This is a genomic window from Arthrobacter sp. TmtSoilC77 (assembly GCF_059739415.1).
The window spans coordinates 3,460,073-3,474,815 of the sequence record NZ_AP046050.1 but is presented as its reverse complement, the minus strand read 5'-3'; the positions used below and the strand labels follow the sequence as shown (position 1 = coordinate 3,474,815).

The 14,743-nt window shown below is 61.4% G+C and carries 10 protein-coding genes; 8 read left to right on the top strand and 2 right to left on the bottom strand.

Translation table 11 applies throughout. The features are described 5' to 3' along the window. Positions 1-62 precede the first annotated feature (62 nt). The 4 genes from AC6I99_RS16005 to rplL all read left to right on the top strand — a co-directional run bounded on the left by AC6I99_RS16005 (position 63) and on the right by rplL (position 3,696). Complete coding sequence (locus AC6I99_RS16005; protein ID WP_497961259.1) at positions 63-1,175, top strand: GNAT family N-acetyltransferase; 1,113 nt, start codon at positions 63-65, stop codon at positions 1,173-1,175. Beyond that, on the top strand, positions 1,154-2,326 hold the full coding sequence (locus AC6I99_RS16000; protein WP_497961258.1) for a GNAT family N-acetyltransferase: 1,173 nt from the start codon (positions 1,154-1,156) through the stop codon (positions 2,324-2,326). Before AC6I99_RS16005 ends, AC6I99_RS16000 begins: the two co-directional genes overlap by 22 nt. A gap of 325 nt (positions 2,327-2,651) precedes the next feature. Beyond that, positions 2,652-3,242 (top strand): 50S ribosomal protein L10, encoded by a 591-nt coding sequence (rplJ, locus tag AC6I99_RS15995; RefSeq protein WP_223933997.1) that lies wholly within the window; start codon positions 2,652-2,654, stop codon positions 3,240-3,242. A 76-nt stretch (positions 3,243-3,318) separates the two neighbouring features. Continuing rightward, positions 3,319-3,696, top strand: coding sequence for a 50S ribosomal protein L7/L12 (gene rplL, locus AC6I99_RS15990; protein WP_223933995.1), 378 nt, complete (start codon positions 3,319-3,321; stop codon positions 3,694-3,696). Positions 3,697-3,822: 126 nt separating this feature from the next. Here the strand turns inward: rplL and AC6I99_RS15985 are convergent, their stop codons facing one another. Continuing rightward, entirely contained in the window at positions 3,823-4,290 is a 468-nt protein-coding gene (locus tag AC6I99_RS15985) for an aminoacyl-tRNA deacylase (protein ID WP_497944680.1), read from the bottom strand. A gap of 26 nt (positions 4,291-4,316) precedes the next feature. Next, complete coding sequence (locus tag AC6I99_RS15980) at positions 4,317-5,516, bottom strand: acetyl-CoA C-acetyltransferase (protein WP_224088322.1); 1,200 nt, start codon at positions 5,514-5,516, stop codon at positions 4,317-4,319. A gap of 460 nt (positions 5,517-5,976) precedes the next feature. On the opposite strand from AC6I99_RS15980, the gene rpoB reads away from it, so the two are divergent. The 4 genes from rpoB (at position 5,977) to rpsG (ending at position 14,688) form a co-directional block, all read left to right on the top strand. Further along, complete coding sequence (gene rpoB / locus AC6I99_RS15975) at positions 5,977-9,483, top strand: DNA-directed RNA polymerase subunit beta (protein ID WP_223933989.1); 3,507 nt, start codon at positions 5,977-5,979, stop codon at positions 9,481-9,483. A gap of 104 nt (positions 9,484-9,587) precedes the next feature. Further along, positions 9,588-13,487, top strand: coding sequence for a DNA-directed RNA polymerase subunit beta' (locus AC6I99_RS15970; RefSeq protein ID WP_224165000.1), 3,900 nt, complete (start codon positions 9,588-9,590; stop codon positions 13,485-13,487). Positions 13,488-13,841: 354 nt separating this feature from the next. After that, on the top strand, positions 13,842-14,216 hold the full coding sequence (rpsL, locus tag AC6I99_RS15965; protein WP_009358312.1) for a 30S ribosomal protein S12: 375 nt from the start codon (positions 13,842-13,844) through the stop codon (positions 14,214-14,216). A 1-nt stretch (position 14,217) separates the two neighbouring features. Continuing rightward, positions 14,218-14,688 carry a 30S ribosomal protein S7 gene (rpsG, locus tag AC6I99_RS15960; RefSeq protein ID WP_003803829.1) on the top strand — a complete coding sequence of 157 codons (471 nt, stop codon included), beginning with the start codon at positions 14,218-14,220 and terminating at the stop codon, positions 14,686-14,688. Positions 14,689-14,743 lie beyond the last annotated feature (55 nt).

Sequence of the window (14,743 nt, the reverse complement as noted above, 5' to 3'; positions counted from 1 at the left end):
ATGGGTTCGTGCAGGCTGGCCGCGACTTGTTTGCCACCCCAGGCGGTCGTAGGCTGTGGGGCGTGGCGTCGTCGTCGAACTTTTCCGCCAACGGTGGGCTCACCATAGAAAGGCTTCCTGTTCCGAACGGTCCGGAGGCCACTGCCTCACCGGACTTCAAAGCCTTCCATGCGTTACGCATCGCCCATGAGCTTGCTTTGTGGGGCAACCTGGACCATTCGGCCACATTGGCCGAGTCGTTCATGTTCTGGCAGGGCAACGAATACGAGGAGCGGCACGTCTACCTGGCCCGTTTGGACGGCATTGTGGTGGGCAGCGGTTCGCTGACCCTGCCGTTGAGCGAGAACACGACGACGGCGGGTGTGGACGTCGTCGTTGACGCAGCTTTCCGGCGGCGCGGCATTGGGACGATGATCCTTGAAGTTCTCGAAAAGGCGGCAGTGGAGCGGAACCGTACTTCCCTTGACGGATACTGCGGCGAGCCAATCGGGCCTGTCATTGCGGGCGAGGCGCTGCTGGAGGCAAAGTCCGGCACGGGTGGTGTGCCCCTGAACGCGGCATCGACCCGCTTTGCCGTGCACCATGGCTATTCCCTGGAACAGGTCGAAACCAGCAGCATCTTGACACTGCCGGTTGATGAGGCGCACCTGATTGAACTCGAAGTCGAGGCGCTGCGCCGGGCAACGGAGTACAACATCATCGGTTGGATGAACGAATGCCCGGACGAACTCCTGGACAGTTTTGCCGGTCTCAAGAGCCTCATGAGCACGGAGGTGCCCATTGCCGGTCTGGGGTGGGAAGGCGAAGAGTGGGACGCCGTGCGGGTTCGGCGTGAGGAATCCACGTGGCGGGCAAGCGGCATGGACTCGGTTGTGGCTGCTGCCCGGCACCGCCCGAGCGGGGAGTTGGCGGCCTATACGGTCCTGACCCACCGTGAGGCGCTGCCGGCGGTCGTCAGCCAGGAAGACACGCTGGTGGCTCCCGGCCACCGGGGACACGGCCTTGGCATGCTGGTCAAAATCGCCAATCTTCGGAGGGCAGAAAGTCTTTGGCCGGACGCCACAGGCGTCATGACATGGAACGCCAATGAAAACCGGCATATGCTGGCCATAAATATCGCCCTTGGATTTAAGCCTTCCGGTTTTGAAGGCGAATGGCAGAAACGGCTGGGATGACTGTACACGAGGCGAAGACCGTTGTTGTCGAGCAGCTATGGGTGCCGGACAATCTGGACAGCCCCAAGGCAAGGGATTTCCTGGACGCCGTGGAAGTGGCGCGACGGGTCCGGATGCAGACCTGGGGGAGCGATGACCTGGCTTACACGCCCCTGGAGAAGCTGCTTGAGTTCTCTGACCCCTATGAGCGCCAGATCATCCTGGTAGCCAAGGTGGACGGGGTCATCGTGGGAACAGTGGATATTGCGCTGCCGCTCGCGGACAACATGGACCTGGCGGAGTTCACCCTGGATATTCTCCCGGAGTATCAGAGCCAGGGAGTTGGACGTCAACTCCTGGAGGCCGCAGAGCAGTTGGCACTTTCTGAGGGCCGCACCATGGTTTTGGTGGACACGAACCATCCGGCAACCTCGCTCACCGAGATACCAGAAGACCAGTTGATTCCCGGCAGCGGCCCAGGCTTCGTGCCTGTCAGCAGCAGGGAAGTGGACTTTGCCCAGCGGGCCGGTTACACCCTTCAGCACATCGAGCAATTCAGTTCCTGCGTGCTGCCGCTGGATTCCAAACTGGTTGCGGATCTTCAGGCAGAGGCCGAGGAAGCGAACGCTGGCCGCTACAGGCTGCACCATTGGACTGACCGGTGCCCCGAGGCTTGGTTGGAGGCCGTGGCTGAGCTGGAAAACGCTGCGGGTGAGGTTGTCCATGGTGAGGACGGCGAGGAAGAAGACTCCGCAGTCGAGGTTACCGGTATGGTCTTCGACGCCGCGGTTTTACGCGAAACCGAAGACGCCGCATTGGCGCAGGGCCGGCGCACGGTGGTTACCGCCGTCGAGCATATTGAGAGCGGGCGGCTGGCCGGATTGACCACCATCAGCGTCCTCGCGCACCGTCAGGACGTTGTTTTCCAAGACGATACTTTGGTACTGCAGGAACACCGGGGCAACAAGTTGGGCCTGCTGATCAAGGTGGCAAACATGGAAAGGCTCAGCGAGCAATTTCCTGATGCCCGGGTCATTTACACCTGGAACGCACCGGAAAACCGGTACCTCCTGACCGTGAACAAGCAATTGGGATTTACGACGGCGGGAGTCACCGGGCTCTGGCAAAAGGAGCTTCCCGATCGGGGACCGAAGGTCACGTCGTCGGAGTAGCCAGCCAGGCATCCCACGGGGGGAGCGCGACGTCGATTTGGTTTGCTGATCGGTCTCCCGTAACCTTGAAGTACCAAAGACCGTCGGTTGATGGGAATCCACTCTTTCGAGCGCAGCTCAATTCTGCAGCGACGCCCCTGAGAACAAAGTGCATTCCTTGACGAAGGACCCTGAACATAGGGCGGCCGGCGCAGGTGAACGAAGCAAGTCTCCGCAGTGCAAACTGTGTTGAGCCAAGCCCCGTGCATCTGCGCGGGGCGTTTTTAGTTTTAGCTCTCGTGAGCGGGGACCCGGAAGACCGGCTTTATTCCCCGGAAGGAGGGTTATGACAACGCCTAGCAAGGTCTCCGCAGTTGCAGAGATCACCAACGATTTCAAGGAATCGAACGCGGCTGTCCTGACCGAATACCGCGGGCTCACTGTTGCACAGCTCAAGGAACTGCGTGTTGCGCTCGGCCAGGACACCAAGTTCTCGGTCGTCAAGAACACCCTGAGTGCCATTGCGGCCAAGGAAGCCGGAGTTGAAGCATTCAACGACCAGCTTGCAGGCCCCACTGCAATCGCCTTTATCAAGGGTGACGCTGTTGCTGCTGCCAAGAGCCTGACGGACTTTGCCAAGGCCAACAAGCAGCTGGTTATCAAGACCGGTTACTTCGAAGGCAAGGCATTGGATGCACAGGGTGTTGCCGCACTGGCAGCCCTCGAGTCCCGCGAACTGCAGCTTGCACGTGTTGCTGGTGTCCTTAAGGCTCCTGCTTCCGCTGCTGCCCGCATCATTGACGCTCTGCGCCTCAAGCTTGAAGAAGAGGGCGGCGCACCTGCACCGGCCGCTGAAGAAGCCCCGGCTGAAGAGGCTGCTGCTGAAGAGGTTGCGGCTCCGGCCGAAGCCGCTGAAGCCGCAACCGAAGAGAACTAAGTTCTCCCCCCAATCAAACTCAGGTGCATGGATCGGCTTTGCCCGGATCTGCACCAACTAATGGAAGGACGCCACCATGGCGAAGCTCAGCAACGAAGAGCTCATTGAAGCTTTCAAGGAACTGACCATCATCGAGCTCTCCGAGTTCGTCAAGCTCTTCGAAGAGACCTTCGAAGTTACGGCTGCTGCTGTTGCAGTTGCCGGCCCCGCCGCTGGCGGTGCTGCTGAAGCTGCTGAAGAGAAGACTGACTTCGACGTCATCCTCGAAGCTGCTGGCGACAAGAAGATCGCAGTGATCAAGGAAGTTCGCGCCATCACTTCCCTCGGCCTCAAGGAAGCCAAGGACCTGGTTGACAGCGCACCGAAGGCTGTTCTCGAAGGCGCCACCAAGGAAGCCGCAGAGAAGGCAAAGGCTCAGCTCGAAGAAGCTGGCGCAACGGTTACCCTCAAGTAACTCGTCTTGCTTGTGGAAGCCCCGTCCGGTTCGCCGGGCGGGGCTTCCTGCTTTAAACAAGCAACGCGGGGTCACTTACGGCCCATCCCATGGGGAATTACCGGCCGTAAGTGACCCCGCGTTGCCTTAAGCGGGTTCGCTGATGTCCGCAACGATGGCATTGAGCGCGGACGTGAGGGCGTCCGCGTCCACGAATGCACTCCTGCCATGGGCTCCGGCACCCATCGAGATGCGGCGTCCGGTGATAGTGGCATCCGCATACACTGGCCAGGGCGTGGTACTTCCCAGGGGAGTGATGGTCCCGCGCTCATAGCCGGTTGCGGCCAGGGCAACATCGGCGTGCGGCAGCGAGAGCTTGTTGACGCCCACCAATGCCCGCAACTTGGGCCAGGAGATCTGCCGGTCGCCGGGGATCAGCGCGAAGAGGAAGCTGCCGTCGCGATGCTTGACCACGAGCGACTTCACGATGTCCCCGGGACTGATCCCGAGGATGCCTGCGGCCTCCTCAAGGCTTTTGGCGGCAGGGCGCTCGACGACGTCCACGTCCAGTCCGCGCGCGGCGGCGTCGGACAGGAACCGTTCGGCCCCGTTCATTTGAGGTTCCACCACGTCCTGTGCCATTAATCGCGGTACAGCAGGAGAGCTTCGCCCTGGCCACCGCCGCCACAGAGGGATACAGCAGCCTTGCCGGTTCCCCTGCGCTTGAGTTCGTGGGCCGCGTGCAGGGCCAGCCGGGCGCCGGAAGCACCGATCGGATGCCCGAGCGCGATTGCGCCGCCGTGGATGTTGCACTTCTCCAGCGGGTAGCTCAAGTCCTTCAATGATTGGACCGCCACAGAGCCGAAGGCCTCGTTGATCTCGATGAAGTCCAGGTCCTCGGCAGTCCATCCGGCCCGCTTCAATGCTTGCGAAATAGCGTTGGACGGCTGGGAGTGCAGTGAGTTGTCCGGGCCGGCCACTTGACCGGGTTTGCCTACGACCGCAAGGTATTCCAGCCCGTTGTCCGTGGCAAAGCGGCGACTTGTCAGCACGAGCGCGGAGGCGCCGTCGGACAGGGGAGAGGAGTTGCCGGCGGTAATGGTGCCGTCCGTGGCGAAGGCGGCCTTCAAAGGGGCAAGGGTTTCCAGGGTCGTGTTCGGACGAACGCCCTCGTCCGAGGTGAGGGTTACCGGATCCCCCTTGCGCTGCTTCACGCTCACGGGAGCGATTTCGACGTCGAAAATTCCCTCAGCGATTGCGGCAGCTGCGCGCTGGTGGGAAGCCGCAGCAACTTCGTCCTGCGCGCGGCGGTCAATGCCGAGCGTTACGTTCTTGGTTTCGGTGGACAAGCCCATGGACTGGCCATCGAACGCATCCGTGAGTCCATCATGGGCGGCAACGTCCAACGCCTGGATCGCGCCGTAGGTCCAACCCTGCCGGGAACCGGGGAGCAGGTGCGGGGCGCGCGTCATCGATTCCTGGCCGCCGGCGACAACTACGGTGGCGTCCCCGCTGCGGATCATCCGGGCGGCATCAATGACAGCCGTGAGGCCGGAGAGGCAAACCTTGTTGATGGTGACGGCAGGGATGTTCCAGCCAACGCCTGCCGCGATAGCGCTCTGCCGTGCAGGATTCTGGCCAGCGCCCGCTTGCAGCACCTGTCCCATGATGACGGCATCCACCTGTTCGGCTTTTACGCCGCTGGCCGCCAGTGCGGCGCTGATGGCGTGGGCGCCGAGGTCGACGGCGGTGAATCCGGCAAGCTGCCCATTCAGCCGACCCTGTGGGGTACGGGAAGCGGCAAGGATGACAACGTCATTGTCGTCAGCGGAGTTGTTCATGGTCTCTCTTCCGATCCGTGGTGGTGTAGCCAAGGCTATCGCGCTGCGTGCGCCAGCCTATCCTTTTCAACGCTCGTACCTGTCGCTGGATTCCATGCCAGGAGATTCCACGACGGGCCCGGTGCCTTGGTCCGGCAGATGCTTCGGGTAAGGTCCGTGGAACCCTGCATAGGTGCCTGCGGCAACAGTGCTTGCATTCACGGACAATCTGGGGTAGACAGGAAGGCTACTTTGCCGTATCGTAGATATTTGCGTCTTCCCTGTTAACCTTCAGCCTTCATATAGCGGTGGGCTTTACCTCTCAGCTGCGACATTGACGTGCCGTTCACAACGTGCACTGCCATGTGCGGACTGGGTCCGGGTCATATAGCGGAACCGGAATAAGTATGCTGCGGAGCACTCTGCATCATGCAAACGGGGGAGATCTGAAAACGCCTGAAGGTCTGTGGAAGGATCCCTCTTGGTCGCCTCGAGCACCTCTAATAACGAAACCGCTAACACGGCAAGCACCGATGGTGCCACTCGCCGCCTCTCATTCGCAAAGATTCACGAACCCCTTGATGTTCCGAATCTTCTCGCCCTGCAGACGGACAGCTTTGACTGGCTCGTCGGAAACGAACGCTGGCAGGCGCGGGTAGCGAAGGCTGTCGAGGAGGGCGACCTCAGCGTCGCCACCACCTCCGGACTTGCCGACATCTTCGAAGAGATCTCCCCCATCGAGGACTTCCAGGGCACTATGTCCCTGAGCTTCTCCGAGCCGGAGTTCGCTGATCCGAAGTACACCATGGCCGAATGCAAAGACCGTGACGCCACTTACTCGGCACCGCTGTATGTCAAGGCCGAGTTCATGAACAACAACACGGGCGAAATCAAGCAGCAGACCGTGTTCATGGGCGACTTCCCCCTCATGACTGAAAAGGGAACGTTCGTCGTCAACGGCACCGAGCGTGTCGTTGTCTCCCAGCTGGTCCGCTCGCCGGGCGCCTACTTCGAGCGCACCGCGGACAAGACCAGTGACAAGGACATCTTCACTGCGAAGATCATCCCGTCCCGCGGTGCATGGTTCGAACTCGAAATCGACAAGCGCGACCAGGTCGGCGTCCGCCTCGACCGCAAGCGCAAGCAGTCGGTCACCGTTCTGCTGAAGGCCCTCGGTTGGACCGAAGGCCAGATCCTGGAAGAGTTCGGCCAGTACGACTCCATGCGTGCAACGCTGGAGAAGGACGCCACCGAAACCCGCGAAGACGCACTTCTGGACATCTACCGCAAGCTGCGTCCGGGCGAGCCGCCCACCGTCGAGGCTGCCCAGTCCCTGCTGGACAACCTGTACTTCAACGCCAAGCGTTATGACCTCGCCAAGGTTGGCCGTTACAAGATCAACCGCAAGCTCGGCATCGACCGCTCCCTTGGTGACAAGGAAGCTTCGGTACTGCACGTCGAAGACATCGTCGCCATGATCAAGTTCCTCGTTGCGCTGCACGCCGGCGAGAAGACCCTCATGGGCAAGCGCGATGGCGAAGACCACGAGCTCCGCGTCGAGATCGATGACATCGACCACTTCGGCAACCGTCGCATCCGCGCCGTTGGCGAACTGATCGAAAACCAGGTCCGCACCGGCCTTTCCCGCATGGAGCGTGTTGTTCGCGAACGCATGACCACGCAGGACGTCGAGGCCATCACGCCGCAGACGCTGATCAACATCCGCCCGGTTGTCGCTGCCATCAAGGAGTTCTTCGGAACCTCCCAGCTGTCGCAGTTCATGGACCAGAACAACCCGCTTTCGGGTCTGACCCACAAGCGCCGCCTGTCGGCTCTTGGCCCGGGTGGTCTTTCCCGTGACCGCGCAGGCATGGAAGTTCGAGACGTTCACCCGTCCCACTACGGACGTATGTGCCCCATCGAAACCCCTGAAGGCCCGAACATTGGTCTGATCGGTTCGCTGGCTTCCTACGGCCGCATCAACCCGTTCGGTTTCATCGAGACGCCTTACCGCCTCGTTTCCAACGGCGTGGTCTCGGACGAGGTCCAGTACCTCACCGCCGACGACGAAGCTGAAGTCCTGATCGCACAGGCCAACGCTCCGCTGGACGCTGACAAGAAGTTCTCGGAAGAGACAGTCCTTGTCCGTGCCCGTGGTGGTGGAGGCGAGCCGGTCCTGGTTCCCGCTGCCGAAGTTCAGTTCATGGACGTTTCCCCGCGCCAGATGGTGTCCGTGGCAACCGCCCTGATCCCGTTCCTCGAGCATGACGATGCCAACCGTGCACTCATGGGTGCCAACATGCAGCGCCAGGCTGTGCCGCTGGTCCGTTCCGAGGCTCCTTTCGTGGGTACCGGCATGGAGCGCGCTGCAGCAGTCGACGCCGGTGACGTTGTCATCGCGAAGAAGGCCGGTGTAGTCACCGAGGTTTCGGCTGAGCTCGTTGTCATGATCAACGACGACGGCACGGAGACCAACTACCGCATCAACAAGTTCGCCCGCTCCAACCAGGGCAACTGCTACAACCACCGTGTTCTGGTCAACGAAGGCCAGCGCCTGGAAGTCGGCGGCATCATCGCCGATGGTCCCGCAACGGACCAGGGTGAACTCGCCCTCGGTAAGAACCTGCTCGTGGCATTCATGTCATGGGAAGGTCACAACTTCGAAGACGCCATCATCCTGTCCCAGCGCATTGTTGCTGAGGACGTTCTTTCCTCCATCCACATCGAGGAGCACGAGATCGATGCCCGCGACACCAAGCTTGGTGCCGAGGAAATCACCCGTGACATCCCCAACGTGTCCGAGGAAGTCCTGGCAGGCCTGGACGAGCGCGGCATCATCCACATCGGAGCAGAGGTTGAAGCAGGAGACATCCTGGTCGGAAAGGTCACACCCAAGGGTGAAACCGAACTGACTCCGGAAGAGCGTCTTCTCCGCGCCATCTTCGGTGAGAAGTCCCGCGAAGTCCGCGACACCTCCCTGAAGGTTCCCCACGGCGAGTCCGGTACGGTCATCGGCGTCCGCGTCTTCGACCGCGACAACGACGACGAACTGCCCCCGGGCGTGAACCAGCTGGTCCGCGTCTATGTTGCAGCCAAGCGCAAGATCACCGACGGCGACAAGCTCGCCGGCCGTCACGGCAACAAGGGTGTTATCTCCAAGATCCTTCCGATCGAGGACATGCCCTTCCTTGCAGACGGTACCCCGGTGGACATCGTCCTGAACCCGCTTGGTGTTCCGGGTCGTATGAACGTTGGCCAGGTCCTGGAAACCCACCTCGGTTGGGTTGCCAAGACCGGTTGGAAGATCGAAGGCGAGCCGGAGTGGGTCAAGAACCTGCCCAACCTGCCCCGTGAAACCGGCCAGACCACCGTTGCCACCCCGGTGTTCGATGGCGCCCGCGAAGAAGAAATCACGGGCCTGCTTGACTCCACCAACGTGACCCGCGATGGCGACCGCCTGATCGATTCCTCCGGCAAGACCCGTCTGTTCGATGGCCGCTCCGGCGAGCCGTTCCCGGACCCGATCTCCGTCGGTTACATGTACATCCTGAAGCTCCACCACCTGGTGGACGACAAGATCCACGCGCGTTCCACCGGCCCGTACTCCATGATCACGCAGCAGCCGCTGGGTGGTAAGGCACAGTTCGGTGGCCAGCGCTTCGGTGAAATGGAAGTGTGGGCGCTCGAAGCTTACGGCGCTGCCTACACGCTTCAGGAACTCCTCACGATCAAGTCCGATGACATCCATGGTCGTGTGAAGGTCTACGAAGCCATCGTCAAGGGCGAGAACATCCCTGAGCCTGGCGTTCCCGAGTCCTTCAAGGTCTTGATCAAGGAAATGCAGTCGTTGTGCCTGAACGTGGAAGTTCTTTCCACCGACGGAACCACGATCGAAATGCGTGACTCTGATGACGCAGTCTTCACGGCTGCGGAAGAACTGGGCATCGATCTGTCTCGTGCAGAGCCCAGTTCCGTAGAAGAGGTCTAGTAGCCGTTCCGGTGGGCAGCAGTACTTAGCTGCCCACCGGGACAGCTCCCTCTTCCCGTAACCAAGACTTCAGAATTTAGAGAACAAGAGAGAACAGGGACCATATGTCCAGCGAATCCTCCTTCGGCCTCATGCAGATCGGCCTCGCCACCGCGGAAGACATCCGTGGCTGGTCTTACGGTGAGGTCAAGAAGCCGGAAACCATCAACTACCGCACCCTCAAGCCTGAGAAGGACGGTCTTTTCTGCGAGAAGATCTTCGGTCCTTCCCGCGACTGGGAATGCTACTGCGGCAAGTACAAGCGCGTCCGCTTCAAGGGCATCATCTGTGAGCGTTGTGGCGTTGAAGTCACCCGCGCCAAGGTGCGCCGTGAGCGCATGGGCCACATCGAACTGGCTGCGCCTGTAACCCACATCTGGTACTTCAAGGGCGTTCCCTCGCGCTTGGGCTACCTGTTGGACCTGGCTCCGAAGGACCTTGAGAAGGTCATCTACTTCGCTGCCTACATGATCACCAGCGTTGACACGGAAAACCGCCACGCTGAACTGCCGAACCTCCAGGTCGAGCACGACCTCGAGAAGAAGCAGCTCGTGGACAACCGCGACAGCGACATCGCCACGATCGCCCGCGACCTTGAAGACGAGCTTGCCCGTCTTGAAGGTGAAGGTGCCAAGGCTGCCGACAAGAAGAAGGCCCGCGACTCCGCAGACCGCCAGATGGCGAACGTCCGCAAGCGTGCCGACGCCGATATCGAGCGCCTTGAGCAGGTCTGGGACCGCTTCAAGAACCTCAAGGTCGCTGACCTTGAGGGTGACGAGGGCCTGTACCGCGAACTGCGTGACCGCTACGGCATGTACTTCGAAGGCTCCATGGGTGCCGAGGCCATCAAGAAGCGTCTTGAGACCTTTGACATGCAGGCTGAAGCCGAGTCGTTGCGCGACACCATCCAGAACGGCAAGGGCCAGCGCAAGACGCGTGCCCTGAAGCGCCTGAAGGTTGTCAACGCATTCCTGACCACCAACAACAGCCCCCTTGGCATGGTTCTGGACGCCGTCCCGGTGATCCCGCCGGAACTGCGCCCGATGGTCCAGCTGGATGGTGGCCGCTTCGCGACCTCCGACCTCAACGACCTCTACCGCCGTGTGATCAACCGCAACAACCGACTCAAGCGACTGCTTGACCTTGGGGCTCCGGAGATCATCGTCAACAACGAGAAGCGCATGCTTCAGGAAGCTGTTGACAGCCTCTTCGACAACGGTCGTCGTGGCCGCCCCGTTACGGGTCCGGGCAACCGTCCGCTGAAGTCCCTGAGCGACATGCTCAAGGGCAAGCAGGGTCGTTTCCGCCAGAACCTCCTCGGCAAGCGCGTCGACTACTCCGGCCGTTCGGTCATCGTCGTTGGCCCGCAGCTGAAGCTGCACCAGTGTGGTCTGCCCAAGCAGATGGCGCTGGAGCTCTTCAAGCCGTTCGTGATGAAGCGCCTGGTTGACCTCAACCACGCACAGAACATCAAGTCGGCAAAGCGCATGGTCGAGCGTTACCGTCCGCAGGTTTGGGACGTGCTGGAAGAGATCATCACCGAACACCCGGTGCTGCTCAACCGTGCACCTACCCTTCACCGCCTCGGCATCCAGGCCTTCGAACCGCAGCTTGTGGAAGGCAAGGCAATCCAGCTTCACCCGCTGGTTTGTGGCGCCTTCAACGCTGACTTCGACGGCGACCAGATGGCAGTGCACCTGCCGCTGAGCCCGGAAGCCCAGGCCGAAGCCCGCATCCTGATGCTGTCCTCGAACAACATCCTGAAGCCGTCCGATGGCCGCCCGGTTACCCTGCCTTCGCAGGATATGATCATCGGCCTGTACCACCTGACCACCAAGCGCGTCGGCTCTGCCGGCGAAGGCCGCATCTTCTCCTCGGTTTCGGAAGCCATCATGGCGTACGACGCCCGTGATCTGCACCTGAACTCCCAGGTCAAGATCCGTCTGGACAACTTCGTGCCTTACGCCGGTTGGGAAGCTCCGGAAGGTTGGGAGCCGGGTCAGCCTGCTCTCGTCCAGACCTCCCTGGGCCAGGTCATCTTCAACCAGACGCTGCCTGAGGATTACCCGTGGGTTGAGGCTGTTGCCGACAAGGGCGAACTGTCCCGGATCGTCAACGACCTCGCTGAGCGCTACCCGAAGGTTGTCACGGCTGCCACGCTGGACAACCTGAAGGATGCCGGTTTCTACTGGGCAACCCGCTCGGGCGTTACCGTGGCTATCTCCGACATCGAGGTGCCGACCTCCAAGCCCGCCATCCTGGCTGGTTACGAGAACATGGCTGCCAAGATCCAGGGCCAGTACGACAAGGGCCTGATCGACGACGACGAGCGTCGCCAGGAACTGATCGAGATCTGGAACAAGGCCACCAACGAGATCGCCCAGGCGATGCGTGACAGCCTGTCCCCGATGAACACCATCAACCGCATGGTGTCCTCCGGTGCACGTGGTAACTGGATGCAGGTTCGCCAGATCGCGGGTATCCGTGGTCTTGTGGCCAACCCGAAGGGTGAGATCATCCCTCGCCCGATCAAGTCCTCCTACCGCGAGGGCCTGTCGGTGTTGGAATACTTCATCGCCACGCACGGTGCCCGTAAGGGTCTGGCCGATACCGCTCTCCGTACCGCCAACTCGGGTTACCTGACCCGTCGTCTGGTGGACGTTTCGCAGGACGTCATCGTCCGCGAAGAGGACTGCGGTACCGAACGCGGTCTGCTCACGCCGATCGCCGTGCCGGATTCCAACGGTGAGCTCGTCCTGGACGAGAACGTCGAGAACAGCGCCTACGCACGTACGCTGGCCGTCGACGTCGTCGATGCCCAGGGCAACGTCCTGGCTGCCGGTGGAACCGACTGCGGCGACGTCGTTATCGACCAGCTGCTGGCTGCAGGCATCACTGAAGTCAAGGTCCGTTCCGTACTCACCTGTGAGTCCAAGGTCGGCACCTGTGCACTCTGCTACGGCCGTTCGCTGGCAACTGGCAAGACCGTGGACATCGGTGAGGCCGTGGGCATCATTGCCGCACAGTCCATCGGTGAGCCCGGTACCCAGCTGACCATGCGTACGTTCCACACCGGTGGTGCCGTTTCTGCCGGTGGTGGCGACGACATCACCCAGGGTCTGCCCCGTATCCAGGAGCTCTTCGAAGCCCGTACTCCGAAGGGTGTCGCACCGATTGCTGAAGCAGCCGGCCGCATCACCATCGAAGAGTCCGAGCGCCAGATGCGCCTGGTCATCACTCCGGACGATGGTTCCGAAGAGATTGCCTACCCGGTGCTGCGCCGTTCCCGTCTCCTCATCGAGGATGGCGAGCACGTCAGCGTCGGCCAGAAGCTGATCAACGGTCCTGTGGACCCGAAGCAGGTTCTGCGCATCATGGGTCCCCGTGCCGCACAGAAGTTCCTTGTGGACGAGGTCCAGGGCGTTTACCGCAGCCAGGGTATTGGTATCCACGACAAGCACGTCGAGGTTATCGTCCGCCAGATGCTGCGCCGCGTGACCGTCATCGAATCCGGCGACTCCGACCTGCTCCCTGGTGAGCTTGCCGAGCGCTCCCGCTTCGAAGACGAGAACCGCCGCGTCGTGTCCGAGGGCAAGTCCCCGGCTTCGGGTCGTCCGGAACTCATGGGTATCACCAAGGCGTCCCTGGCAACCGAGTCCTGGCTGTCGGCCGCTTCCTTCCAGGAAACCACCCGCGTCCTGACGCAGGCGGCCATGGAAGGCAAGAGCGATCCTCTGCTCGGCCTCAAGGAGAACGTCATCATCGGTAAGCTCATCCCGGCCGGTACGGGCCTGCCCCGTTACACGGAGGTCACGGTTGAGCCGACCGAGGAAGCCAAGGCAAGCCTGTTCACGGGCCCCAGCGCTTTCACGGACTTCTCCTATGACGCCTTGGGCGGCGACGGTGCTCCCGAGTTCCACGCCATCCCGCTGGATGACTACGATCTCGGCAACGACTTCCGCTGAAACCAGCAGTAGTTAATGGCTGAAGGATGGGCCCCGCACTCTTGAGTGCGGGGCCCATCCCGTTAACGGGACGCCATACACCCGATTAAGGCCTCAGATCAAGCCGTGCTAGAATTTTGGTAATTGTTCTGTGTGGCAGTGGATGAAGGCCGCCGCAGCATCATTTTGGTTTTGTTCTCATGGTGCTGGGTGGAGCCTGTTTCCGGGTTGCGGGCAACATGCGCAACGAATGCCGCACTTTTGCACGCCTACCGGATGTTTCGGCCGGCCGCATGAGCAACGCCAAAGTTCCCACGTTTACACTGGCTGGCGCCTATGTGTGGGGGCAGAGATCAAACAACGGAGAACACGAAAGTGCCTACGATTAACCAGCTGGTCCGCAAGGGCCGCACGCCTAAGGTCTCCAAGACCAAGGCTCCCGCGCTGAAGGGCAGCCCGATGCGCCGCGGTGTTTGCACCCGCGTCTACACCACCACCCCCAAGAAGCCGAACTCGGCTCTTCGTAAGGTGGCACGTGTGCGCCTCAACGGTGGCGTTGAAGTTACCGCTTACATCCCCGGCGTTGGCCACAACCTCCAGGAGCACTCCATCGTGCTCGTCCGTGGTGGTCGTGTGAAGGACCTTCCGGGTGTCCGCTACAAGATCGTCCGCGGCGCACTCGACACCCAGGGTGTCAAGAACCGCAAGCAGGCCCGCAGCCGTTACGGCGCAAAGATGGAGAAGAAGTAATATGCCTCGCAAGGGTCCGGCCCCGAAGCGGCCGCTAGTTTCCGATCCCGTTTACGGCTCCCCGTTGGTCACTCAGCTGATCAACAAGGTTCTGGTTGACGGCAAGAAGTCCACCGCAGAGCGCATCGTTTACGGCGCCCTCGAAGGTGCACGTGCCAAGTCCGGCGGCGACCCCGTTGCTGCCCTCAAGAAGGCCATGGACAACGTCAAGCCTTCCCTCGAGGTGCGTTCACGCCGTGTTGGTGGCGCCACCTACCAGGTTCCGGTTGAGGTCAAGCCGGGTCGCTCCACCGCCCTCGCCCTGCGTTGGCTCGTGGGCTACTCCAAGGCCCGCCGCGAGAAGACCATGACCGAGCGTCTCCAGAACGAAATCCTGGATGCCTCGAACGGTCTCGGTGCCGCTGTCAAGCGTCGCGAAGACACCCACAAGATGGCCGAGTCCAACAAGGCCTTCGCACACTACCGCTGGTAAATCCTCCCGGGCGCCGTCGGCTCAACCGAGCCGGCGGCGAACGTGTAGTCCATCC